Genomic DNA, 17,050 nt, shown 5'->3' with positions numbered 1-17,050 from the left:
CGTACTCGTTCACGTTATCGCAAAATGCCGCACCTTTTTTCGTCACCGCTGTTGCACGGCCGTTCTGTACCCGTTGCTGACAACGTATTGATTCGCTGCAGGAGGGCAATCAATGAAACGCAAGCCGGATCTTCTCTGGATTCTCGTCATCGTCTTCGGCTTGGGTATTGTCACCACCGGCTACGCGCAAAGTCTCTGGGCCAGCAAGCCTGATGCGCCTGTAGAAATTACCCAGCAGAAGCAGAAGGTGCCGGGTCGCAACAACTGACCCTTCCGCTCACGCCAGATACCAGCGCTTGTCCGACACCGTCCCCAGCAGCGGGATGTCCCAACTGGCCAGTGCCAGCCGCTCGACTTTCTGACATTCATGGGCCAGGCCCAGCAGCGTCGGCTTGCGCCAGGTCTGGCGGCGGCTGCGGTAGGCCAGGCTGCGGTCATAGAAGCCGCCGCCCATGCCCAGCCGTCCACCGTGTTCATCGAACCCCACCAGCGGCATCAGGATCAGGTCAAGCGCCCAGATCCGGCGTTGTTTCGCGCGATTGATGCGCGGCTCGGGAATGCGGAAACGGTTGGGCTTGAACGCCTCGCCGCGACGCACGCGCTGGAAGACCATTTTGGTTCGCGGCCAGGCATCGAGTACCGGCAGGTAAGTGGCCTTGCCACGGCGCTGGGCGGCCTGCAGCAGGTAGCGAGGGTCGATTTCTCCGTCATTGGCCAGATACAGCGAGATGTGTCGGGCGCGGCGAAACAGCGGATGCTGGGCCAGTTGCCGATACAGATTGCGCGCCGCTTCGCGTTGCTGGCTGCGGCTCAGGGCGCGGCGCGCTTTGCGCAACTGGCGGCGTAACTGCGGGCGGGTCAGCGCTGTGGCGCTGGTCATGAACGGGACGTCATGCAGGCAGATCCCCAGGCACGAGGAAGGCAAACCATCGCTTTGGTAGCCATGGCAGAAAATGGGACTCCCCAACGAGCCGCTGTCGGTGTAGCCCTTGAACCCGAAAGTTCAAGGTGGAGATTACAGGGGGTTTTAAGGCTTTCCGTCGAGCGGACATGCACACCAACCCCACGTGCAACCCCCGTGGTTGTGCGTATCGGCTCAGGGACATGACCGACTGGCAAACACTTCAGGGAGCGGCGCAAGTATACAGAAACGTTACGAAATATTCAGCTCCGTGACGAATCGGCTGTGGCCGGTGCGTCGTTGGCGAGGGCCAGGTCAACGCGCTCGAGCAGGTCACGGACCTGTTCACGGGTCGAGCCATTGACCTGCAGGTCGGGCAAATTCTGCTTGTGCAGCAGGTCATGGGTGATATTGAGGGCCGCCATCACTGCGATGCGGTCAGCGCCGATCACCTTGCCGCTGCTGCGGATTTCGCGCATTTTGCCGTCCAGGTAGCGGGCGGCGCCGATCAGGTTGGTGCGCTCTTCCTGAGGGCAGATGATCGAATATTCCTTATCGAGGATTTGGACAGTGACGCTGTTGCCGTTGCTCATGAGTCTTGCTCCAGGGCCTTGAGGCGCGAAATCAGTGACTCGACCTTCTGCCGGGCGATTTCGTTCTTTTCGATGAGGTGGGCGCGTTCCTCGCGCCAGGTCTTCTCCTGAGCTAATAGGAACGCATTTTGGCCTTTTAGTTGCTCGACACGTTCGAGCAACAGCTCCAGCCGGTTCATCAGTGCTTGCAGGTCGGCGTCTGTCATGGGTCCCTACTGATTACTTTCTGATGAGCGGCGCGGCTCAGGGGCGGGAGCGCCGGGTCGACAAACCTGTCACTTGGATACTTTGGGGCTTTCAGCTTGTGCTCAAACGCTAACAGCCCCTACGATACAAGGCCTTCATTCTAGACATTGCGCCGTTTGGCGACCAGCTACCCATGCCCACGACAAATTCTCCGTACAAAGCTTTCGCCACCTTGTTGAGCAGCGCCGGTCATCCGGTTTCTCCTGCCGAGCTGCATGGCCTGTTATTGGGCCGCAGTTGCGCCGGCGCCGGTTTTGACAGCGAAGGCTGGTTTGCCGATGCTTCGATACTGCTGGAGACCGAGCCGCAAGACAACGTGCGCCAGGCGCTGATTGGCCTGCAGGAAATGGTCAAGGGCGAACTGAGCGGCGAAGACATGACCGTTGTGCTGTTGCTGCCGGGCGACGATGAACCGCTGGCCGAACGTGCCGGCGCTCTGGGTCAGTGGTGCCAGGGTTTCCTGTCGGGCTTTGGCCTGGCAGCTGGCGAGCGGGTTCTGAGCATCGAGGCCACTGAGGTGCTGCAGGACCTGGCGGCCATCGCTCAGGTCCAGGACGCGCTGGAAGAGTCCGAAGACGGCGAAAGCGACTACATGGAAGTCATGGAATACCTGCGTGTGGCGCCGCTGCTGCTGTTCTCCGAGTGCGTCAAAACAGACGCTGCCCAGTCGCAGCCCAAGCCGTCCCTGCACTGATTCCCACTCTGCGCTGCCGCCGCCGCCAATGCTGCGGCCGGCACGCCTCACCGGGAGATGCCCCTTGCCGATGATCCACATCCCGAAATCCGAATATGCCCGGCGCCGCAAGGCTCTGATGGAGCAGATGGAGCCCAACAGCATCGCCATCCTGCCCGCCGCAGCCGTGGTGATCCGCAATCGCGATGTTGAGCATGTGTATCGCCAGGACAGCGACTTTCAGTACCTGAGCGGCTTTCCTGAGCCCGAAGCGGTGGTGGTGCTGATACCAGGCCGTGAGTACGGTGAGTACGTGCTGTTCTGCCGCGAGCGCAACCCCGAACGAGAGCTGTGGGACGGGCTGCGTGCCGGGCAGGAAGGGGCGATTCGTGATTACGGCGCGGATGACGCTTTTCCGATCAATGACATCGACGACATCCTGCCGGGGCTGATCGAAGGCCGCGACCGGGTGTATTCGGCGATGGGCAGCAATGCCGAGTTCGACCGTCACCTGATGGAGTGGATCAACAGCATCCGTTCCAAGGCGCATCTCGGCGCCCAGCCGCCCAACGAATTCGTTGCCCTGGATCACCTGCTGCATGACATGCGCCTGTATAAATCGGCAGCCGAGGTCAAAGTCATGCGCTACGCGGCGCAGGTCTCGGCCCGTGCCCATGTCCGAGCGATGCAGGCTGCGCAGGCCGGATTGTACGAGTTCAGCCTGGAAGCGGAGCTTGAGTACGAGTTTCGCAAGGGCGGTGCGCGGATGCCGGCCTATGGTTCGATTGTCGCGTCTGGACGCAACGCCTGCATCCTGCACTACCAGGAAAACAGCGCGCCGCTGAAAAACGGCGATCTGGTGCTGATCGATGCCGGTTGCGAGATCGACTGCTATGCCAGTGACATCACCCGGACCTTTCCGGTCAGCGGTGTGTTCAGCGCAGAGCAGAAAGCGATTTATGAATTGGTGCTCAAGGCCCAGCAGGCGGCTTTCGATGCCATTGGTCCGGGCAAACACTGGAACCAGGCCCATGAGGCTACGGTGCAGGTCATCACCGCCGGGCTGGTGGAGCTGGGCTTGCTGCAGGGCGATGTCGGGCAACTGATCGAGGATGGCGCCTACAAGGCGTTCTACATGCACCGCGCCGGTCACTGGCTGGGCATGGATGTGCATGATGTCGGCGACTACAAGGTCGGCGGCGAATGGCGGGTACTCGAAGTGGGCATGGCACTGACCGTTGAACCGGGAATCTATATCGCAGCGGACAACAAGAACGTGGCGAAGAAATGGCGAGGGATCGGCGTGCGAATCGAAGACGATGTGGTGGTGACCCGGCAGGGCTGTGAAATCCTTACCGGTGATGTGCCCAGAACCGTGGCCGAGATCGAGGCACTGATGGCCGCTGCCAGAGCGGTGGCGGCATGAGCCGTTTCAATCTGGCCATCGTCGGCGGCGGGCTGGTCGGTGCGAGCCTGGCCCTGGCCCTGCAGGCAGGCGCCCGCGAGCGCGGCTGGAAGATCGTCCTGATCGAGCCGTTCGCGCCGGGTGACACCTTTCAGCCAAGCTATGATGCACGCTCGTCAGCCTTATCGTTTGGCGCCCGGCGCATCTATGAGCGGCTGGGCGTGTGGCAAGAGATTGCCCGACGTGCCGAGCCGATCCTGCAGATCCAGGTCTCCGACCGTGGGCGTTTCGGCGCTACGCGGTTGTCGGCCCTCGAAGAGGGTGTTCCGGCACTCGGTTACGTGGCCGAAAACGCCTGGCTGGGCCAGTGCCTGTGGCAGGCGCTGGACCGTGAGGTGGTCAGCTGGCGCGTACCTGCTGAAGTGCAGAAGATGCAGGCGATCGACCAGGGCTTTCGGTTGGCCCTGAGTGACGAATCCGAACTCGAATGCGACCTGGCCGTGCTGGCCGATGGCGGGCGTTCCAGCCTGCGCGAGCAACTGGGCATCAGCGTCCGTCAGCGGCCGTACGGGCAGACGGCGCTGATCGCCAACATCACCCCCGGCGAAGCACATTGCGGGCAGGCGTTCGAGCGGTTCACCGAGCAAGGCCCCATGGCCTTGCTGCCGCTGCCGGAAAACCGCTGTGCGCTGGTCTGGACCCGCACCGGTGACGATGCCCGGCGCCTGGCCGCGCTCGACGATCGCAGCTTTCTGGCCGAGTTGCAGCAAGCCTTCGGCTATCGCCTGGGCAAGCTGTGTCAGGTCGGCGCGCGGCATGTGTACCCGCTGACACTGGTCGAAGCCGACGAGCAGGTGCGTTCGCATCTGGTGGTGCTGGGCAACGCCGCGCACAGCCTGCATCCGATTGCCGGGCAAGGTTTCAACCTGTCATTGCGCGATGCCGACGCCCTGGCCCAGACCCTGCTGCAAAGCGCTCAGGCGCCCGGTGACCTGGCGACGCTGCAACGCTACCGCGAGCACCAGCAACTGGATCAGCAACTGACCGTCGGTTTCTCCGACAAGGTCACCCGGCTGTTTGGCAGCACCCGTGCGGTGGTCACTACCGGGCGCAATCTGGGCCTGTTGGGTCTGGATCTGCTGCCGCCGGCCAAGCGCTGGTTTGCCCGCCAGGCCATGGGCCTGGGAACCCGCTCCGATGCGTAACCTTTACCCCAAGATTCAAGCGAGAGTGATCTGAACCATGGAAACCCGCGCGGATGTGCTGATCGTCGGAGCCGGCATGGTCGGCAGTGCCCTGGCCCTGGCGCTGCAAGGCAGCGGCCTGGACGTGCTGGTGGTCGATGGTGGCTCGCTGAGTGTCAAACCCTTCGACCCGCAAGCCTCGTTCGAACCCCGGGTCAGCGCGCTTTCAGCGGCCAGCCAGCGCATCCTGCAACGCCTGGGCGCCTGGGACGGTATCGTTGCCCGGCGCCTGAGCCCCTATGGGCAGATGCATGTCTGGGATGGCAGCGGCACCGGGCAGATTCACTTCAGTGCCTCCAGCGTGCACGCTGACGTACTGGGGCATATCGTCGAAAACCGGGTGGTGCAGGATGCCTTGCTGGAGCGGCTGCACGACAGCGACATCGGCCTGTTGGGCGAAGCCCGTCTGGAACAGCTGCGTCACTCTGGCGATGACTGGCTGCTGACCCTGGCTGATGGCCGCCAGTTGCGCGCGCCGCTGGTCGTGGGCGCTGACGGTGCACATTCGGCCATCCGCCGCCTGAGTGGTACGCCGACCCGTGAGTGGGATTACCTGCACCACGCCATTGTCACCAGCGTGCGCACCGCCGAGTCTCACCACCGCACGGCCTGGCAGCGCTTTACCGATGACGGCCCGCTGGCATTCCTGCCGTTGCAGCGTGAGGGCGAACACTGGTGTTCGATTGTCTGGTCGGTGACCCCGCTGGAGGCCGAGCGCCTGATGGCGCTGGACAGCGCGACCTTCTGTGCCGAGCTGGAGCGGGCCTTTGAAGGTCGTCTGGGCAGTGTGCTGGGCACCGACCCGCGGCTGTGTGTGCCGCTGCGTCAGCGTCATGCCAAGCGTTATGTATCCCGTGGCCTGGCGTTGATCGGCGATGCCGCGCATACCATTCACCCGTTGGCCGGGCAGGGTGTGAACCTGGGGTTGCTGGATGCAGCGGTGCTGGCCGAGGTGCTGTTGCATGCCGTCGAGCGTGGCGAGAACCTCGCTGATGAGCGTGTGCTGGCCCGCTACGAGCGGCGCCGCATGCCCCACAATCTGAGCCTGATGGCAGCGATGGAAGGCTTCCAGCGGTTGTTCCAGGCCGACCCTTTGCCGCTGCGCTGGCTGCGCAATACCGGCTTGAAGGTGGTCAACGATTTGCCTGAGGTCAAGGCGTTGTTCGTCCGTGAGGCTTTAGGGCTGTCAGGCGAAATGCCAGAACTGGCGAAAATCTGAGTCAGCCAATTACCTACCCCTGTAACATTCTGTTACTCCTCAGGAGGGTGTTCGATTGAGGTGCTTAATGGGATTCACTACCATTTCGCCCTCGTATTCGAAACCAGAGGCTTTTTTCATGCAGGCAAGCAAGCGTTTTATGGCTGCCCTGACACTGACCCTGCTCGGCGGTGCCGCCCAGGCGGCCGACGAGGTGGTGGTGTATTCATCGCGGATCGATGAGTTGATCAAGCCTGTTTTCGACGCCTACACCGCCAAGACCGGCGTCAATGTCAAGTTCATCACCGACAAGGAAGCGCCGTTGATGCAGCGCATCAAGGCCGAAGGCGAGAACGGCGTGGCCGACCTGTTGCTGACCGTGGACGCCGGCAACCTCTGGCAAGCCGAGCAGATGGGCATTCTGCAACCCTTCAGCACGCCGGTGATTGACGCCAATATTCCTGCGCAGTATCGCTCCTCGGCCCATGCCTGGACCGGCTTGAGCCTGCGCGCGCGGACCATTGCCTACTCCACCGACCGGGTCAAGCCCGAAGAGCTGAGCACCTACGAAGCACTGGCTGACAAGAACTGGGAAGGCCGCCTGTGCCTGCGCACCGGCAAGAAGGTCTATAACCAGTCGCTGACCGCCACGCTGATCGAGACCCACGGTGCCGAAGCGGCCGAGAAAGTGCTCAAGGGCTGGGTCAACAACCTGTCCACTGACGTGTTCTCTGACGATATCGCGGTGCTGGAAGCGATCAATGCCGGGCAATGCGATGCCGGTATCGTCAACACCTACTACTACGGTCGTCTGCACGCGCAGAACCCGCAACTGGCGGTCAAGCTGTTCTGGCCCAACCAGGCCGACCGTGGCGTGCACGTCAACCTGTCGGGCATCGGCCTGACCAAACACGCGCCGCATCCAGAGGCCGCCAAAGCGTTGGTCGAATGGATGACCGGCCCCGAAGCCCAGGCGATCTTCGCCGGGGTCAACCAGGAGTTCCCGGCCAACCCGAACGTGCCGCCAAGCGCAGAAGTCGCCAGTTGGGGTTCGTTCAAGGCCGACACCATCCCGGTGGAAGTGGCTGGCAAGCGCCAGGCCGAAGCCATTCGCATGATGGATCGTGTGGGCTGGAATTGATTTAATACCTGCCCTGTTCACGGCTAAAGCCGCTCCTGCAACCCAGGAGCGGCTTTAGCCGCGAATGAGCCTCCTTCCCGCTTCGAGACTCCCCCTTGGCCCATCCTGCCCAACGCCGCTGGTATCCCCTGGTTTTTGTCATCGCCGCGCTGGTGCTGTTACCCCTCAGCGTATTGCTACTGTCTTGGGAGAGCATCGACCGGGAGATCTGGTCGCACTTGCTTGAGACCCAAATGAGCCGCCTGCTGGGCAACACCCTGACCCTGGTGTTGGGGGTCGGCGTCGGCGTGACTTTGCTGGGTGTCAGCCTGGCCTGGCTGACCAGCCTCTGTGAGTTTCCGGGGCGGCGCTGGCTCGACTGGGCCTTGATGCTGCCCTTTGCGATTCCGGCTTACGTGCTGGCCTTCGTGTTTGTCGGCCTGCTGGATTTTGCCGGGCCTTTGCAGACCTTGCTGCGCGAATGGTTCGGCAGTGGTGTGCGCCTGCCCAGGGTGCGTTCCACCGGCGGTGTGATCCTGGTGCTGGTGCTGGTGTTCTACCCCTACGTTTACTTGCTGGCGCGCACGGCGTTTCTGGCTCAGGGCAAAGGCCTGATGGAGGCGGCGCGGGTGTTGGGCCTGTCGCCGTTACAGGCGTTCTGGCGCGTGGGTTTGCCGATGGCGCGGCCGGCGATTGGTGCCGGTATTGCCTTGGCGCTGATGGAAACCCTGGCTGACTTTGGTGCGGTGTCGGTATTCAACTTCGACACCTTCACCACCGCCATCTATAAGACCTGGTACGGCTTCTTCAGCCTTTCCAGTGCCGCTCAACTGGCCAGCCTGTTATTGCTGGCGGTGATGGTCGTGCTGTACGGCGAACGGCGCCTGCGCGGCGCCAATCGCGCCGCCAACGAGCGTCCACGGGGCAAAGCCTTGTATCACCTGCGTGGTGGCAAGGCGTTGGCCGCGACCAGCTGGTGCCTGCTGGTGTTCATCTGCGCGTTCGCCGTACCGATGCTGCAACTGGTGGTGTGGGTCTGGCAGCGTGGCCGTTTCGATCTGGATGAGCGCTACACCGGCCTGGTGCTGCATACCCTGTACCTGGGCAGCATGGCGGCGTTGATTACCGTCAGTGCTGCGTTGATCCTGGCCTTTGCCCGGCGTCAGGCACCGACCCCGGCGATCAATGCCGGGGTGGGGTTGGCCAACCTCGGTTATGCCTTGCCAGGTTCGGTACTGGCGGTGTCGATCATGCTGGCCTTCAGCTATCTGGACAAAGCCCTGGTCATTCCGCTGTCCGGCTGGTTGGGCGGAGCCGGTAAGCCACTGTTGCTGGGCAGCCTGTCGGCCCTGTTACTGGCTTATCTGGTGCGCTTCATTGCCGTGGCTTACGGACCGCTGGAAAACAGCCTGGCGCGGATCCGTCCGTCGTTGCCTGAAGCGGCGCGCAGCCTGGGCGCCAGTGGGCCACGGCTGTTTTTCAAGGTGTATCTGCCATTGCTGGTGCCGGGGGCCTTGAGTGCGGCGCTGCTGGTGTTCGTCGATGTGCTCAAGGAAATGCCGGCCACTTTGCTGATGCGCCCATTCGGCTGGGACACCCTGGCGGTGCGCATCTTCGAAATGACCAGCGAAGGCGAATGGGCTCGTGCTGCATTGCCCGCACTGACGCTCGTGCTGGTCGGTCTGTTGCCGGTGATTGGCCTGATTCGGCGCTCGGCACGGCAGATCGGCTAGGCTTGAGCTGGTGGCCAGATGAAATGACACTCGATGTTTCCGGTACTGCACATCGGGTGCGGGCCACCGCTCATACGGCTACAATGCGCCGCAATCGATGCAGGCCGGGTTGGCATCACGGGTTTTCATTTGCGGTAAACCCCGAGTCATTGGGGGACCCGTCGGCCCAAGCCTGGCCTGTATCTTCGCCACGCCCGGAAGGAGACACCCATGGGACAGCGTACCCCCCTGTTTGACCTGCACCTCGCACTTGGCGCGAAGATGGTCGATTTTGGTGGTTGGGACATGCCATTGCATTACGGATCACAGGTCGAGGAGCACCATCAGGTGCGCCGCGAATGCGGCGTTTTCGACGTTTCGCACATGCGCGTGATCGATGTCATCGGCAGTCAGGCCAAGGCCTGGCTGCGTTATCTGCTGGCCAACGATGTTGGTCGTTTACAAGAGCCGGGGCGCGCGCTGTACAGTGCGATGCTCGATGACAACGGCGGAATCATCGACGACATGGTCGTCTACCTCACTCCGCGCGGTTACCGTCTGGTGGTCAACGCTGCCACCGGCGCCAAAGACCTGGCCTGGATGCGTTCGCGGCTAACCGGTTTCGATGTCGAGCTGGTAGAGCGCCCGGAGCTGTCGATGCTCGCCATTCAGGGGCCGCAGGCCCGCAAGCGTATCGCTGAACTGGTGTCCAGCGCACGCGCCGAACTGATCCGCAGCCTCAAGCCGTTCGAAGGCCATGATGAGCACGACTGGTTCATCGCCCGCACCGGTTACACCGGTGAGGATGGCCTGGAGATCATCTTGCCCGCCGAGCAGGCGCCGGCCTTTTTCAACGATCTGGTCGGCGCGGGCATTTCTCCCATCGGCCTGGGCGCGCGCGACACCCTGCGGCTGGAAGCCGGCATGAACCTGTATGGCCAGGATATCGACGAGAGTGTGTCGCCTTTGGTGGCGAACATGGCGTGGAGCGTTGCCTGGCAGCCCGCTGATCGTGATTTCATTGGCCGCAGCGCCTTGGAGGCCGAGCGCGCCCGTGGCGTCAACTCCAGGCTGGTGGGGCTGGTGCTGGAAGAGCGCGGCGTGCTGCGTGCCCATCAGGTCGTGCGCGTAGCCGAAATCGGCGATGGCGAGATCACCAGTGGCAGTTTTTCTCCTACGCTAAGCAAGTCCATCGCTCTGGCGCGGGTGCCCATCGGCACGGCCGACCGGGCCGAAGTGGAAATCCGTGGCAAGTGGTATCCGGTGCGCGTAGTGCAGCCAAACTTCGTGCGTCATGGCAAAGTGTTGATCTAATTTTATGCGGACTACCGCCGACCTGATGATTTTGAGGATAAGCAAATGAGCAATTTTCCCGCCGATCTGCGTTACGCCGAAAGCCATGAGTGGGCCCGTCTGGAAGCTGACGGCACGGTAACCGTGGGCATCTCCGATCACGCGCAGCAGGCTCTGGGCGACGTGGTATTCGTCGAACTGGCGGAAGTGGGCAAAGTATTCGCCGCCGGTGATGCCGCAGGCGTGGTGGAGTCGGTCAAGGCCGCATCGGACATCTACGCGCCGGTGGCTGGCGAAGTGATTGCAGTCAACGAAGAACTGGCCGACAGTCCCGAGTCGCTCAACGAAGAGCCTTACCAGGCATGGATCTTCAAACTCAAGCCATCGAACGCTGAGGCCGACCTGGCCAAGTTGCTTGATGCTGATGCCTACAAGGCACTGACGGGCGAATAAGCCTGCTCGTTGGAATAAAAATGCCGCTCTTGTGAGCGGCATTTTTTATTGCGGCCTGGCCGTGGTTATTCCTGGGCCACGGCATTACGCGCAAGGATGGCGTTGGCCAGTTCCATGTCGTTGGCCTGCAGGCCTGGATTATCCTGGCGAACCTGGGCAATGGCCGCTTCCAGATAGGGGCCACGGATACCGCCTTCGCTGGCGACGAAGCTGCCGGCATCGTCCTGGGCAGCGGCAACCAGCTTATGGTCTTTGAACGTCAGATAAGTGGAGCCGGTGGTGGCCCCGGAAGAAATGACATCCCGCCAGAAACCGGCATCGGCCATGGCCGAACCGACGGGCAGGGAGAGCAGAGCACAAGTGGCGACAGCAAGCTTCAGACGCATGGTGAGGTACTCCAGTGAAAATGGAATTTCGAGTAACTTGGAGATCCGAAACACTCGTCAAGTTCCATAAGCCTGCTTTCGCCCCTGCGCCAGGCCAGCGGTGTTTGCAGTCAAACGGCTACCTAGGCCAGCTCAACGCGCAGCACCGCGCCGTCCTGGCTCACCACTTTGACCCGGCTGCCGGCCGGAGCATCCGGGCCTACCACGATCCATACGCTGTCACCGACCTTGATCTTGCCACGCCCGTCGACAATCGCCTGTTGCACGACAAACGCATGACCGATCAGCTCCTGACCACGCATGTTCAACCCTGGCTGATCTGACGGGCGGACGGCACTGCGCTGCCGGTACCACCAGTACACCGCTGTCAGCACCGCAAATACAGCGAACAACAGCAACTGCAAGCTCCAGCCCAGCTCTGGCATGATGAACGTCAGGATGCCGACCGCCGCTGCGGCGATGCCGATCCACAGCAGATAGCCACCTGCACCGAATATTTCCAGGATCAGCAGCGCCGTGCCCAGCGCCAGCCAGTCCCAGTACGACAGCTCATACAGCCAGTTCATGACGTGTGCCTCAGGCCTTGCGATCGAACGTGGCTTTGACGATCTCGCCAATACCGCCCACGGCACCGATCACCTGAGTCGCCTCCAGCGGCATCAGCACGACTTTGCTGTTGTCGGCTGATGCCAGCTGGCCAAGCGCTTCGACGTACTTTTGGGCGACGAAGTAGTTGATGGCCTGCACGTTGCCGGTGGCAATCGCTTCGGACACCACTCGGGTAGCCTGGGCTTCTGCTTCGGCCTGACGCTCACGGGCTTCAGCTTCAAGAAAGGCCGCCTGACGGCTGCCTTCGGCTTCGAGAATCTGCGCCTGCTTCTTGCCCTCGGCGGTCAGGATCGCCGAGGCCCGCAGGCCTTCAGCCTCAAGAATCTGCGCGCGCTTGATCCGTTCGGCTTTCATCTGCCCGGACATCGCGGCCATCAGGTCTTGCGGCGGGCTGATGTCCTTGATCTCGATCCGGGTGATCTTGGTGCCCCATGGCGCAGTGGCTTCATCGACGATGCTCAGCAGGCGTTCGTTGATGTTGTCACGCTGGCTGAGCATCGCGTCCAGCTCCATGGAGCCGAGTACGGTACGGATGTTGGTCTGCAGCAGGTTGCGGATGGCATGTTGAAGGTTGTTGACCTCGTAGGCGGCTTGCGCGGCATTGACTACCTGGTAGAAGCACACCGCGTCGATTTCAACCGTGGCGTTATCAGAGGTAATGACTTCCTGGGGCGGGACATCGAGCACGCTTTCCATCACATTGATCTTGTGCCCGATGCGGTCCATCACCGGGATGATGATGCTCAGGCCAGGCTTGAGGGTAGTGGTGTAGCGGCCGAAGCGCTCCACGGTCCACTGATAACCCTGAGGCACCACTTTGAAACCCATCAATACAATGGCAATTGCCAGCGCGACAAATAGCAGAATGACGATGCTTTCGGTTGGCATAACGTCCTTATCCTTTTGCAGGTTCCATCCTTGTCAGGCCGGTGCCGGTGGGATGGAGCATCGACACCAAGCCGCGGATACTAGCGTTGCTCGCTTTGCGGCGTCACCCGCAGGACTTCTTCAATTGTTGTCAAACCATTTGCAATTTTTTGCGCGCCCGACAGGCGCAGGCTACGCATGCCCTCCTTGAACGCCTGACGGCGCAGCCCGGTGAGGTCCAGGTCAGAAGAAATCAGCCCCTTGACTGCGTCGGACATCAGCATGATTTCGTACACCCCGGCGCGACCCCGGTAACCGGTGTCCCGGCATTCGACGCAGCCTACGGCCCGGCAGGCACCGCTGGGCACCGGTGCCTGCCAGGGGCGGGTCAGCACCTGCCAGTCGGCCTCATCAAGCTCTACCGGCGCTTTGCAGTGCGGGCACAGGGTGCGCACCAGGCGCTGGGCCATGACCCCGAGAATCGTGGCTTTGAGCAGGTAGTGTGGCACACCCAGTTCGAGCATGCGGCTGATGGCGCTGGGGGCATCGTTGGTGTGCAGGGTCGAGAGCACCAGGTGCCCGGTCAGCGCGGCCTGAATGGCCATTTCAGCGGTTTCCAGGTCGCGAATCTCGCCGATCATGATGATGTCCGGGTCCTGGCGCATCAGTGCCCGGATGCCGCTGGCAAAGGTCAGGTCGATATTGTGCTGGACCTGCATCTGGTTGAAGGCCGGCTCGACCATCTCGATGGGGTCTTCGATGGTGCACAGGTTGACTTCCGTGGTCGCCAGTTGCTTGAGCGTGGTGTACAGGGTGGTGGTTTTGCCGGACCCGGTCGGCCCGGTGACCAGAATAATCCCGTTGGGCTGGCGGGTCATGCCCTGCCAGCGGCGCAGGTCGTCGCTGGAAAAACCCAGTTGGTCGAAGTCCTTGAGCAGCACTTCGGGGTCGAAGATCCGCATCACCAGTTTTTCACCGAACGCGGTGGGCAGGGTCGACAGGCGCAGTTCGACCTCATTGCCATCCGGGGTGCTGGTCTTGACCCGGCCATCCTGGGGTTTGCGCTTTTCTGCGACGTTCATCCGGCCCAGGCTTTTCAGGCGGCTGACCACCGCCATGGTGACCTGCGGCGGGAATTGATAGACGTTATGCAGCACGCCGTCGATGCGAAAACGCACGGTGCCGCTTTCCCGGCGTGGTTCGATATGGATATCGCTGGCGCGTTGCTGGAATGCGTATTGAAACAGCCAGTCGACGATGGTGACGATATGCGCATCGTTGGCATCGGGCTCCTGATCGCTGGAGCCGAGTTTGAGCAATTGTTCGAAGTTGCCCAGATTGCTGATTTTCTGATCAGTGGCCGTGGCACCGCTGACCGAGCGGGTCAGACGGAAAAACTCGACGGTCATGCGCTGGATATCGACCGGGTTGGCGACTACCCGCTTGATTGGCAGCTTGAGTACGTGTGACAGGTCGGCTTCCCAGGAGCTGACATAGGGCTGGGCGCTGGCGATGGTCACCGCCTCGCGATCCACGGCCACGGCCAGAATCCGGTGGCGCTGGGCAAAGGCATAGGACATCAATGGTGTGACGGCTGCCACGTTGATCTTCAGCGGGTCGATGCGCATGTATGGCTGGCCGCATTGCTCGGCGAGCCAGGCGGTGAGTGTTTCCAGATCGAGTTTGCGCCCCGGCCGCGCCAGGTCGTCGAATTGCTGGGTGGCCAGAAATTCCAGCGGATGCAACTGAATATTCGCGGCACTGCGGCGTTGGGTGACAGCCGCCTCGGCATCGGTCTGGCTCAGATGATTCTGTGCGACCAGCTCGCGCAACAGATCGTTCAGGTCGAGCCAGCGGTCTGTTGGGGTATGGGCGTGAACAGCCATGCAGGTTCCTTGGGCGAGTCCGGGAATTGATCCAAGCGTAGACCCCAAGGGTGCCAGTGTTATCCCCCTTGTGTGAACAGGAATGTCTTGTGTTACCCCCTCACGCGCTGATCAATGCCGCTGCATGAGCCAGCTGCGGCGGCTGTTCGAGCCTGTGTAACTGGACCGATTCGACGTCGATCAGGTTACGCATTTTTTCGCCGATGACCTGCGCGCGATGCCCGCTCAGGCCGTCGACGGCCACGTCGATTCGCAGGCAGTCGTCCTGGCGCAGCACATTGACCTCAAGAGGCACCAGATACTGCATGGCGAGCAGGTTCAGGACCTGACACAACAGCGCCGGTTGGGCATCGGCCAGCACCCGGTAGCGGACACAGCAATGAACATTACCGGCGGCCCAGCTATCTGGACGGTGGGCGGGAGCGGGAAAGGCTTCGAGGCTGGACATGCGTGAGTCTCCTGGGCAAGTGAGGAAATTCTTGCATGCGTATCGGGAAAATACTGGTCTATGATCGCGGTTGCAGGCTTTATTTTGGATTGATAAAGCAAGATTAGCTATCAAAGAGAATTGTTTATGCACACTGAGCTGGATGCCTATGACCGCAAGATCCTCAAGCTGCTGCAAGAGGACGCTTCGCTGTCCAGTGCGCAGGTTGCCGAGCAGGTAGGGCTGTCACAATCACCGTGCTGGCGACGCATTCAGCGGCTCAAGGATGAAGGGGTGATCCGCCGTCAGGTGACCCTGCTGGACCGCAAGAAGATTGGTCTGGACACGCAGATCTTTGCCGAAGTGAAACTCAATGCCCATGGCCGTTCGAATTTTGCCGAATTCACCGACGCGATCCGTGAGTTTCCTGAGGTGCTGGAGTGTTACGTGCTGATGGGGGCGGTGGACTTTCTGTTGCGCATCGTCACCGCTGATATCGAAGCCTATGAGAAGTTTTTCTTCGACAAGCTGTCGATGGTCCCTGGGATCCAGGAAGTGAATTCGATCGTGGCCCTGTCGGAGATCAAATCCACCACCAGTTTACCGTTAGGACGTTGAGCGGCAGGACCCTCAGCCGCGCAACAACTGCCTCCAGGCCTTGGTCTGGGTGACGATCAGCGCCTGGCTGACACGTTCGGCAAGCACTTCGTCGCTGATGTCCTGGTTGGCCAGTTGCTCCAGCTTGTTCAACTCGCCGTACAGGCGATCCAGCTCGGGCAGTTCCAGCACGCCACGGGCCCAGTGCAGCCAGACCTGGATGCGCTCGATGCGCGGCAATTGCTCGGCCAGGTCTTCAGGTTGCTGCTGGTAGCGGTCCAGTTGCAGTGCGCTGGCCTCGGCGGCCAGCAGGGTCGGCAGCCAGTTGCCCAGCGGCACGACGCCCAGGCGTGCGCCGCGCTTGTTGCGCTCGACGGTCCAGCCGCGAGCCAGCAGCCAGCGTGAGGTGCTCAGCGAGAATTCGCCCCAGCGCGTGTCTTGCAGCTCTTCAAGGAACTGCTCGTGGGCGGCGCTACGCACGTCAGCATCTTCCTGGCCGGCCTGGACCAGCGGGCGCCAGTCTTCGAGCAGCGCATCCAGTGCAGTTCGCAGGCTGTTGGTGGTGCTGCGCGGGGCGCACTGGCCCAGGCTGCCGGTCAGGGCGCGCAGCTCAGCCAGCAGCCCGACCCACTCTTGCAGCAGGCGCCAGTGGCCGTTGAAACGGTACTGCTCGGCCAGCCGCTGGCTGCTGCCCAGCAGGTGCCAGGCCAGGGCAGTGTAGGCGTCGTCCAGGCTGGTTTCGGCCGTCAGTTGCGGAGCCTTGAGGCTCAGCGAATAACTGCCGGCGTCGAACAGGCGATAGCCGCGCTCGGCCTTGCTGATATCGCATGGCATCAATGGCAGGCTGGCGGCCAGCTCGGCGGCAAGTTCCAGCAATGCGTCAGGCTCGCCTTCGCGCAGTTCCAGCTCCAGCTCGCAGATTTCTTCTTTCTGCTTGCCGGCCACCACCTGACCCAGATCCAGGGCGGCTTCAATCACCACCTTGGCCTTGCCACGGCCCCAGGCGATTTCGGCTTTTTCACGCACGAAGTCGGTGGTGAACAGCGGTTTGATGGTTTTCTTGTCCAGTTCGGCCAGTTGCTCGGGCCAGCATTGGCCGTCGAGCTTTTTCAGGTCCAGCTTGGGTTTGGCGATATCCCAGTTGAATTCATTGCGCTCGGACAGCCCGGCGACGCTCTGGCCACGGGTCTTGAGGGTCTGGATGAGTTGCTCGCCATCGCGACGGATGCGCAGCGCGACCTTGGCCCGGGCCAGATCGCGCTCCGGGGTGTCGAAATACTGGTTGGTCAGTTCCAGGCGCTCCCAGCCACTCTTGTTGCGTTTTTTCAGCAGGGGGTGATCGCGCAGGGCGGCGAGGGTCTCGCGGCTGACGCGGAGTTTGATTTCGGTTTCTTTCTGCATGGCCGGGGCGATCCAAACGCGGGTGCTGGTGAACGGGCA

19 protein-coding genes and 1 other RNA gene are annotated in these 17,050 nt (G+C 61.9%); 10 read left to right on the top strand and 10 right to left on the bottom strand.

The features are described 5' to 3' along the window. The first annotated feature begins 112 nt into the window (after positions 1–112). Positions 113–268 (top strand): hypothetical protein, encoded by a 156-nt coding sequence (locus PSCI_RS29515; protein WP_144403210.1) that lies wholly within the window; start codon positions 113–115, stop codon positions 266–268. 9 nt (positions 269–277) lie between these two features. On the opposite strand, the gene PSCI_RS07340 is transcribed toward PSCI_RS29515, so the two are convergent. The 4 genes from PSCI_RS07340 to PSCI_RS07330 all read right to left on the bottom strand — a co-directional run bounded on the left by PSCI_RS07340 (position 278) and on the right by PSCI_RS07330 (position 1,700). Then, entirely contained in the window at positions 278–880 is a 603-nt protein-coding gene (locus PSCI_RS07340; RefSeq protein WP_045484774.1) for a 5-formyltetrahydrofolate cyclo-ligase, read from the bottom strand. A gap of 76 nt (positions 881–956) precedes the next feature. Beyond that, a non-coding RNA gene (gene ssrS, locus PSCI_RS28460) (6S RNA) lies at positions 957–1,134 on the bottom strand. Between the two features lie 30 nt (positions 1,135–1,164). After that, the gene (locus tag PSCI_RS07335) at positions 1,165–1,494 is read right to left on the bottom strand and encodes a cell division protein ZapA (protein WP_045484771.1); all 330 of its coding nucleotides are present in this window, start codon (positions 1,492–1,494) and stop codon (positions 1,165–1,167) included. Continuing rightward, positions 1,491–1,700, bottom strand: coding sequence for a TIGR02449 family protein (locus PSCI_RS07330; protein WP_045484768.1), 210 nt, complete (start codon positions 1,698–1,700; stop codon positions 1,491–1,493). Before PSCI_RS07330 ends, PSCI_RS07335 begins: the two co-directional genes overlap by 4 nt. A 173-nt stretch (positions 1,701–1,873) precedes the next feature. Between PSCI_RS07330 and PSCI_RS07325 the strand changes: the two genes are divergently transcribed. The 8 genes from PSCI_RS07325 to gcvH all read left to right on the top strand — a co-directional run bounded on the left by PSCI_RS07325 (position 1,874) and on the right by gcvH (position 10,838). Beyond that, positions 1,874–2,434 carry a YecA/YgfB family protein gene (locus PSCI_RS07325; protein WP_045484765.1) on the top strand — a complete coding sequence of 187 codons (561 nt, stop codon included), beginning with the start codon at positions 1,874–1,876 and terminating at the stop codon, positions 2,432–2,434. A gap of 70 nt (positions 2,435–2,504) precedes the next feature. After that, positions 2,505–3,839 (top strand): Xaa-Pro aminopeptidase, encoded by a 1,335-nt coding sequence (pepP, locus tag PSCI_RS07320; RefSeq protein WP_045484762.1) that lies wholly within the window; start codon positions 2,505–2,507, stop codon positions 3,837–3,839. After that, positions 3,836–5,023, top strand: a complete 1,188-nt coding sequence (gene ubiH / locus PSCI_RS07315) for a 2-octaprenyl-6-methoxyphenyl hydroxylase (protein ID WP_045484760.1) — start codon at positions 3,836–3,838, stop codon at positions 5,021–5,023. Before pepP ends, ubiH begins: the two co-directional genes overlap by 4 nt. Before the next feature lie 37 nt (positions 5,024–5,060). Then, positions 5,061–6,281 carry a 2-octaprenyl-3-methyl-6-methoxy-1,4-benzoquinol hydroxylase gene (locus PSCI_RS07310; RefSeq protein WP_045484757.1) on the top strand — a complete coding sequence of 407 codons (1,221 nt, stop codon included), beginning with the start codon at positions 5,061–5,063 and terminating at the stop codon, positions 6,279–6,281. A gap of 118 nt (positions 6,282–6,399) precedes the next feature. Then, complete coding sequence (locus tag PSCI_RS07305; RefSeq protein ID WP_045493971.1) at positions 6,400–7,401, top strand: extracellular solute-binding protein; 1,002 nt, start codon at positions 6,400–6,402, stop codon at positions 7,399–7,401. Positions 7,402–7,496: 95 nt separating this feature from the next. Beyond that, complete coding sequence (locus tag PSCI_RS07300) at positions 7,497–9,113, top strand: ABC transporter permease (protein ID WP_045484754.1); 1,617 nt, start codon at positions 7,497–7,499, stop codon at positions 9,111–9,113. 210 nt (positions 9,114–9,323) lie between these two features. Further along, entirely contained in the window at positions 9,324–10,406 is a 1,083-nt protein-coding gene (gene gcvT / locus PSCI_RS07295; RefSeq protein ID WP_045484751.1) for a glycine cleavage system aminomethyltransferase GcvT, read from the top strand. Between the two features lie 45 nt (positions 10,407–10,451). After that, positions 10,452–10,838 (top strand): glycine cleavage system protein GcvH, encoded by a 387-nt coding sequence (gene gcvH / locus PSCI_RS07290; RefSeq protein WP_045484748.1) that lies wholly within the window; start codon positions 10,452–10,454, stop codon positions 10,836–10,838. A 65-nt stretch (positions 10,839–10,903) separates the two neighbouring features. Here the strand turns inward: gcvH and PSCI_RS07285 are convergent, their stop codons facing one another. The 5 genes from PSCI_RS07285 to PSCI_RS07265 form a co-directional block, all read right to left on the bottom strand. Continuing rightward, entirely contained in the window at positions 10,904–11,224 is a 321-nt protein-coding gene (locus PSCI_RS07285) for a DUF2388 domain-containing protein (RefSeq protein ID WP_045493968.1), read from the bottom strand. A 122-nt stretch (positions 11,225–11,346) separates the two neighbouring features. Next, the gene (locus tag PSCI_RS07280; RefSeq protein ID WP_045484745.1) at positions 11,347–11,790 is read right to left on the bottom strand and encodes an NfeD family protein; all 444 of its coding nucleotides are present in this window, start codon (positions 11,788–11,790) and stop codon (positions 11,347–11,349) included. Between the two features lie 10 nt (positions 11,791–11,800). Beyond that, complete coding sequence (locus PSCI_RS07275; RefSeq protein WP_045484743.1) at positions 11,801–12,721, bottom strand: SPFH domain-containing protein; 921 nt, start codon at positions 12,719–12,721, stop codon at positions 11,801–11,803. An 80-nt stretch (positions 12,722–12,801) separates the two neighbouring features. Then, positions 12,802–14,586, bottom strand: a complete 1,785-nt coding sequence (locus PSCI_RS07270; RefSeq protein ID WP_045484740.1) for a GspE/PulE family protein — start codon at positions 14,584–14,586, stop codon at positions 12,802–12,804. A 100-nt stretch (positions 14,587–14,686) separates the two neighbouring features. Continuing rightward, a complete protein-coding gene (locus PSCI_RS07265) occupies positions 14,687–15,034 on the bottom strand; it encodes a hypothetical protein (RefSeq protein ID WP_045484737.1) in 348 nt (115 codons plus the stop codon). A gap of 126 nt (positions 15,035–15,160) precedes the next feature. Between PSCI_RS07265 and PSCI_RS07260 the strand changes: the two genes are divergently transcribed. Further along, positions 15,161–15,631, top strand: a complete 471-nt coding sequence (locus tag PSCI_RS07260; RefSeq protein ID WP_045484734.1) for an Lrp/AsnC family transcriptional regulator — start codon at positions 15,161–15,163, stop codon at positions 15,629–15,631. 12 nt (positions 15,632–15,643) lie between these two features. Here PSCI_RS07260 and PSCI_RS07255 read toward each other — a convergent pair whose 3' ends face one another. After that, positions 15,644–17,011 (bottom strand): CYTH domain-containing protein, encoded by a 1,368-nt coding sequence (locus PSCI_RS07255; RefSeq protein WP_045484731.1) that lies wholly within the window; start codon positions 17,009–17,011, stop codon positions 15,644–15,646. Between the last annotated feature and the right edge of the window lie 39 nt (positions 17,012–17,050).

This window comes from Pseudomonas sp. StFLB209, from assembly GCF_000829415.1.
Lineage (GTDB): Bacteria > Pseudomonadota > Gammaproteobacteria > Pseudomonadales > Pseudomonadaceae > Aquipseudomonas.
Note: the sequence above shows the minus strand (reverse complement) of the source record. Positions and strands in the feature narration are given on the sequence as shown.

Coding starts and splice junctions, on each gene's coding strand:
- PSCI_RS29515 (WP_144403210.1), top strand. CDS start 113: ATGAAACGCAAGCCGGATCTTCTCTGGATTCTCGTCATCGTCTTCGGC.
- PSCI_RS07340 (WP_045484774.1), bottom strand. CDS start 880: ATGACCAGCGCCACAGCGCTGACCCGCCCGCAGTTACGCCGCCAGTTG.
- PSCI_RS07335 (WP_045484771.1), bottom strand. CDS start 1,494: ATGAGCAACGGCAACAGCGTCACTGTCCAAATCCTCGATAAGGAATAT.
- PSCI_RS07330 (WP_045484768.1), bottom strand. CDS start 1,700: ATGACAGACGCCGACCTGCAAGCACTGATGAACCGGCTGGAGCTGTTG.
- PSCI_RS07325 (WP_045484765.1), top strand. CDS start 1,874: ATGCCCACGACAAATTCTCCGTACAAAGCTTTCGCCACCTTGTTGAGC.
- pepP (WP_045484762.1), top strand. CDS start 2,505: ATGATCCACATCCCGAAATCCGAATATGCCCGGCGCCGCAAGGCTCTG.
- ubiH (WP_045484760.1), top strand. CDS start 3,836: ATGAGCCGTTTCAATCTGGCCATCGTCGGCGGCGGGCTGGTCGGTGCG.
- PSCI_RS07310 (WP_045484757.1), top strand. CDS start 5,061: ATGGAAACCCGCGCGGATGTGCTGATCGTCGGAGCCGGCATGGTCGGC.
- PSCI_RS07305 (WP_045493971.1), top strand. CDS start 6,400: ATGCAGGCAAGCAAGCGTTTTATGGCTGCCCTGACACTGACCCTGCTC.
- gcvT (WP_045484751.1), top strand. CDS start 9,324: ATGGGACAGCGTACCCCCCTGTTTGACCTGCACCTCGCACTTGGCGCG.
- gcvH (WP_045484748.1), top strand. CDS start 10,452: ATGAGCAATTTTCCCGCCGATCTGCGTTACGCCGAAAGCCATGAGTGG.
- PSCI_RS07285 (WP_045493968.1), bottom strand. CDS start 11,224: ATGCGTCTGAAGCTTGCTGTCGCCACTTGTGCTCTGCTCTCCCTGCCC.
- PSCI_RS07280 (WP_045484745.1), bottom strand. CDS start 11,790: ATGAACTGGCTGTATGAGCTGTCGTACTGGGACTGGCTGGCGCTGGGC.
- PSCI_RS07275 (WP_045484743.1), bottom strand. CDS start 12,721: ATGCCAACCGAAAGCATCGTCATTCTGCTATTTGTCGCGCTGGCAATT.
- PSCI_RS07270 (WP_045484740.1), bottom strand. CDS start 14,586: ATGGCTGTTCACGCCCATACCCCAACAGACCGCTGGCTCGACCTGAAC.
- PSCI_RS07265 (WP_045484737.1), bottom strand. CDS start 15,034: ATGTCCAGCCTCGAAGCCTTTCCCGCTCCCGCCCACCGTCCAGATAGC.
- PSCI_RS07260 (WP_045484734.1), top strand. CDS start 15,161: ATGCACACTGAGCTGGATGCCTATGACCGCAAGATCCTCAAGCTGCTG.
- PSCI_RS07255 (WP_045484731.1), bottom strand. CDS start 17,011: ATGCAGAAAGAAACCGAAATCAAACTCCGCGTCAGCCGCGAGACCCTC.